We start from the raw sequence: 5,154 nt of genomic DNA, 5'->3' as shown, positions 1-5,154 counted from the left end.
CCCCGCACCGGTGCGGGGAGCCGTGCGGTGCGGAGCGTCGTAGAAGTACGGGTCCGCGTCGCAGTACACGGCATAGCCCTTGTTCACGCCTTCTCCCTCCCACTGGTGGGTGACGGGAAGACGCTGTCACGCGGCGCGGCACCGCGGACAGTCACCGCTGTCATGACTCCGATGTGCGGAACGCACGGGTAACTTCGCGGAAACGGCGTGCCGCGCCGACGTGCTCCCCGGCACCCGCCCGAACGCACACGGGGTCAGGAACCCTCCCGACGGTCGGGCGCCATAAAGTGCCCCCATGTCTGCGACGTTGAATTCGAGGAGGACCCGCGCCGCGCTCCGGGCCTCGGCGCGCCTCTCCGGCGAACTGCTGCTGGTCCTGGTGATGGCCGCGGTGGTCCTGTGGCTGGTGGGCTGGATGTGGCCGGTGGTCTGGCCGCTCGTGGTCGCGCTCCTCCTCACCACGCTCACCTGGCCCCTGGCCCGCTTCCTGCGTCGGCGCGGGGTGGCCCCGGCGCTCGCCGCGTCCGTCGTGACCGTGCTGTTCCTGCTGGTGGCGGCGGGCACCGTGGCGCTGATCGCGGTGCCGGTGGCGTCGCAGTCCGGCGAACTGGCCGACGGTGTGGTCGAAGGGATCCGGAGGCTGCGCGAATGGGCCGCCGGACCGCCGCTGAACATCGACGACGACCAGATCGCCCATGCCTTCGACGCCGCCACCGCCCGCATCCAGGACAGCGCCGGATCCATCGCCAACACCGCCGTCACGGGGGTGAGCACCGTCTTCAGCGGTGTGGTCACGGCGGTGCTGGCGCTCTTCCTGATGTTCTTCTTCCTCAAGGACGGCCCGCGCTTCCTGCCGTGGCTCGGCCGGCAGCTGCCCGGCCGGCTCGCCACCGACATCCCGGCCGTGGCCGCGCGGTGCTGGGACAGTCTCGGCGCGTTCGTACGGTCCCAGGCGCTCGTCGGTCTGCTGGACGCCGTGGGCGTCGGACTGGGCCTGTGGCTCCTGGACGTCCCCCTGGTGCTCCCGCTCGCGGTGCTGACCTTCCTGGCCGCGTTCGTGCCCATCGTGGGCGCCCTGTTCGCCGGCTTCGTCGCGGTGCTCATCGCGCTCGTGTCGAACGGCCTGACGAACGCCCTGCTGGTGCTGGCCGTCATCATCGTGGTGCAGCAGCTCGAGGGCAACGTGTTCCAACCGATCATCCAGAGCAGGGGGCTCGGCCTGCACGCGGCGGTCGTCCTGCTGGCGGTGACGCTGGGCGGAAGCCTGGCCGGCATCGCCGGCAGCTTCCTCGCCGTACCGGTCGCCGGGCTGATCGCGGTGATCTGGAACTATGTGCGCGAACAGCTCAGCGACCCGCCGCAGGACCCGGGGGCCGGTGTCCCCGACACCGGTGTCGGCGTCCCGTCGTAGCGGCCCGCCCCCGTCCGGCACCCCGCCGGCACTCCGCACCCGTCCCCGGCCCGACAGGAAGTTCCCGTGACGTACGACCTCACCGCCCTGCGCGCCCAGGTTCCCGCGCTGGCCGCCGGCACCGCGCACTTCGACGGCCCCGGCGGCACCCAGACGCCCCTGCCCGTCATCGAGGCGATCAGCGCCGCGCTGTCCCACCCCCTCTCGATACGCGGCGGGATCCTGCCCGGCGAACGCAACGCGGAGGACATCGTCGCCGGAGCCCGCCGGGCCGTGGCGGACCTCCTGGGCGCCGACCCGGCCGGCATCGTCTTCGGACGCAGCGCCACCCAGCTCACCTACGACTTCTCCCGCACCCTGGCCCGCGACTGGTCGCCCGGCGACGAGGTGGTCGTCACGCGGCTGGACCACGACGCCAACATCCGCCCCTGGGTGCAGGCGGCCGAGCGGTCCGGTGCCACCGTCCGGTGGGCGGACTTCGACCCGGTCACCGGAGAGCTGACCGTCGACGACATCCGGGCCGTGCTCTCCGAGCGCACCCGGCTGGTGGCGGTCACCGCGGCCTCGAACCTGATCGGCACGATCCCCCCGATCGCCGGGATCGCGCGGATCGTGCACGAGGCCGGTGCGCTGTTCTACGTCGACGGCGTCCACCACACCGCGCACGCCCGCGTCGACGTCGGAGCGCTCGGCGCGGACTTCTTCGTCTGCTCCCCGTACAAGTTCCTCGGACCGCACCACGGTGCCTTGGCCGCCCGTCCCGAACTCCTGGGGACCCTGCGCCCGGACAAGCTGCTGCCCTCCACGGACGAGGTTCCCGAGCGCTTCGAACTCGGCACGCTGCCCTACGAGTTCCTGGCGGGCACCCGCGCCGCCGTCGACTTCCTGGCCGGCCTGGCGGTGCGGCGGGACGGCAGCCGCCGTGAGCGCCTCGACTCGGCGTTCGAGGCGATCGGGGAACACGAGGACATGCTCCGGGACCGGCTCGAGAAGGGACTGGTGGCCCTGGAGGAGGTCACCGTCCACTCCCGCGCGGCCCGGCGCACCCCGACCCTCCTGCTCACCTTCGAGGGCCACGACACCATGGACGCCCACCGGTTCCTGGCGGGGCGCGGCGTCCACGCGCCCTCCGGCAGCTTCTACGCGCTGGAGGCCTCCCGCCGTCTCGGCCTGGGAGACACCGGCGGCCTCCGCGTCGGCCTCGCCCCCTACACGGCCCCGGAGGACGTCGAACGGCTCCTGGAAGGGCTGGCGGCCTTCCTGGGGCGGGAGTGAGCGGCGACGGAGGCGGTGGGGACGCGGCGCCCGTGGCGTCCGGCCGCCGCTTCGACGGCCTGACCTACGGCACCCCCGGGGCGACCCTTCCGCAGGACCCGCTCTGGCAGGAGGCCCCGCCGGGGTTCCGCCGGTTCGAGAGGACCGTGGTGATCGGACGGGGAGAGGGCGCCTGGGCCACGGCCCGGGACGCCGTGACCCGCTGGGAGGTCAAGCGGCGCAGCGGGTTCACCGTCGCCCCGGCCGACGGGGGAGGCACCGGAGTGCGTGCGGGCGGACGGTACCTCGTCACCGCGGGCCTCGGCCGGTTCGTCGTCCGGGAACCGGTGGAGGTCGTCGCCGTGGTGGACACCGGGAACCGGTGCGGTTTCGCCTACGGCACCCGCCGGGGGCACCCCGTCAGCGGGGAGGAGGCCTTCGTCGTGCACCGGGACGACGACGGCCGGGTCCACCTGACCCTGCGGTCCCTGACCCGGGCGGCTCCGGCGGCCCCGTGGCGGTTCCTCTTCCCCCTCCTTCTCCTGGCCCAGCGCTGCGTCCGCAGGCGGTACCTGCGCGCGCTGGCCTGAGGCCGGACGCCGGCGCCGCGGGTTCCGCGGCGCCGGCACCGCCTCGGTACCGACCGGGCCCCCGGGGCCCGATGCGGCTCGACCCGCGCCGGTCCACCGGTTCCCGGCCGGGGACGGCCGCCTCCACGGCCGAGCCGCCCCGGTCGGGCGCGGGTCAGCCGGGCGGGTGGGACCGGCCGGTGTGATGCACCTCGGCGACGACCGCCGCCATCAGCTCGGGATCCAGTGCCGAGACGTCGGCGAGGCGGGTGGACGCGGTGAGGGAGTGCAGCAGCGTCTTGGTGACGCGCAGGGCCGCCGCCGACCGGCGCAGGAGGGGCTCGGCCCAGGTCATGACGGCGGCGTCGAGAGCGTCCTCGGCCACGATGTTCTGCAGGATCGACAGGTGGCGGGCCTCGTGGGCGCGGACGGGGCGCCCGGTGAGGACGATTTCGCGTACGCGGGCGGCACCGACCTCGTTGACGAGGCGGGGGAGGAGTCCGCCCCAGGCCGTGGGCAGGCCGAGCGCGAGCTCGGGCAGCCGGAAGGTGGCGGTGTCGGCGCCCACCCGCAGGTCGCAGGCGAGGGCGAGGGCGAAGCCGGCGCCGATGGCCCTTCCCTGGACGCGGGCGATGGTGACGGCGGGGTTGGAGGTGAGGGCGTCGCACACGCGCTGGGCCCGGACCCCGGAGGCTCGGATGCCGCTGCCGGTGGGGTCGTGGGCGAGGTGCTCGGAGAATTCGACGCGGTCGCCGCCGAGGCAGAAGTCGCGGCCGGCGGCGGCCAGCACGACGACCCGTACCGCGGGGTCCTGCCCGTCGAGGACGGTGAGGAGGTCGTCCAGCATGGCGTCGTTGACGGCGTTGCCCTGTTCGGGGGCGTTCAGTTCGATGGTGAGGAGGGGACCCTGCCGGCGGGTGCGCAGGGTCTTGAGTATTCGGTCCACGGGGAGTTCGGCGAGGAGCGGGCTCATGTCGTGACTTTCAGGGAGGCGATACGGCGGAAGACGACACGGGAGGTGTCGTACTCGGGGGGTGCGACGGGCCGCAGGGTGGGGAATCGTTCCAGCACCTGGCCGAGCAGCTCACGGGCCTCCAGCCGGGCGAGGGCCGCCCCCAGGCAGTAGTGGGCGCCACCGCCGAAGGTGAGGTGGCTCCCGTTGCGCCGGATGTCGAAGACGTGGGGCTGCTCGTTGCGGCGGGGGTCGTGGGCGGCCGAGCCGTACAGGACGTGGACGGTGGTGTCCTTCGCGATGGGCACGCCCGCCAGGACGGTGTCGTCTGCGGCGATGCGGGAGTTGACGTGCACGGGCGGGTCGTAGCGCAGCGTCTCCTCGATCGCGTCGTCGATGTGCTCGGGGTGCCGGCGCAGCCAGGCCACGCGGGAGGGCTCCTGGGTGAGGAACCACACGGCGTTGGCGAGCAGGACCGCGGTGGTCTCCAGCGAGGCGATGGTGATGAACATCGTCAGGTCGTAGATCACCTGGTCCGCGGCCGCCCGGTCGTCGGGGTACCGGGCGTCCCAGTGGTGGATCCAGCCGGTGAGGACATCGTTGCCGGGGCGTGCCCGCCGCTGCCCGATCAGCTCGGTGAAGAAGGCCCGCATCTCCAGTGTGGCCTGGGCCGACACGGCGAGTTCGCTCTTGGTGGGCAGCAGTTCCTGTGCGTAGACCTGACGGTGGGTGAAGTCCAGGATGTGCGCGAAGTGCTCCGGAGCGATGCCGAGCCAGTCGCCGACGGTGTGCATGGGGAGCTGCTCGGCGACGGTGTGGACGAAGTCGGCCTCTCCGTCGGCGCGCAGCCGGTTCTCGAGGTCGTCCAGGAGCCCGGAGGCCAGGGCGGCGACCCGGGGCCGCATGGCCTGGAGGGTGGCGCGGTCGAAGGGGTTGCCCAGGGCCCGTCGCTGGCAGGTGTGGGTGGG

At 73.5% G+C, this 5,154-nt stretch carries 5 protein-coding genes; 3 read left to right on the top strand and 2 right to left on the bottom strand.

The annotated features are described in order from the left end of the window. Positions 1–295 precede the first annotated feature (295 nt). The 3 genes from B7L92_RS35720 to B7L92_RS35710 all read left to right on the top strand — a co-directional run bounded on the left by B7L92_RS35720 (position 296) and on the right by B7L92_RS35710 (position 3,255). On the top strand, positions 296–1,411 hold the full coding sequence (locus B7L92_RS35720) for an AI-2E family transporter (RefSeq protein ID WP_081241354.1): 1,116 nt from the start codon (positions 296–298) through the stop codon (positions 1,409–1,411). 66 nt (positions 1,412–1,477) lie between these two features. Beyond that, positions 1,478–2,686 (top strand): cysteine desulfurase-like protein, encoded by a 1,209-nt coding sequence (locus B7L92_RS35715; RefSeq protein ID WP_081241353.1) that lies wholly within the window; start codon positions 1,478–1,480, stop codon positions 2,684–2,686. Further along, positions 2,683–3,255, top strand: coding sequence for a DUF1990 domain-containing protein (locus B7L92_RS35710; RefSeq protein WP_081241352.1), 573 nt, complete (start codon positions 2,683–2,685; stop codon positions 3,253–3,255). The genes B7L92_RS35715 and B7L92_RS35710 overlap by 4 nt, the downstream gene beginning before the upstream one ends. Before the next feature lie 154 nt (positions 3,256–3,409). On the opposite strand, the gene B7L92_RS35705 is transcribed toward B7L92_RS35710, so the two are convergent. Both B7L92_RS35705 and B7L92_RS35700 read right to left on the bottom strand, forming a co-directional pair. Continuing rightward, positions 3,410–4,207: an enoyl-CoA hydratase/isomerase family protein gene (locus B7L92_RS35705; protein ID WP_081241351.1), complete on the bottom strand. Its 798-nt coding sequence runs from the start codon at positions 4,205–4,207 to the stop codon at positions 3,410–3,412. Beyond that, positions 4,204–5,154 (bottom strand): cytochrome P450 (locus B7L92_RS35700; protein ID WP_081241350.1); only part of this gene is annotated, 951 nt, incomplete at its 5' end. The genes B7L92_RS35705 and B7L92_RS35700, both read right to left, overlap by 4 nt.

It is taken from the genome of Streptomyces viridosporus (assembly GCF_002078235.1).
In the GTDB taxonomy this organism is placed as follows: domain Bacteria; phylum Actinomycetota; class Actinomycetes; order Streptomycetales; family Streptomycetaceae; genus Streptomyces; species Streptomyces viridosporus.
The sequence above is the reverse complement of the archived record's forward strand: the minus strand, read 5'-3'. Positions and strand labels throughout refer to the sequence as shown.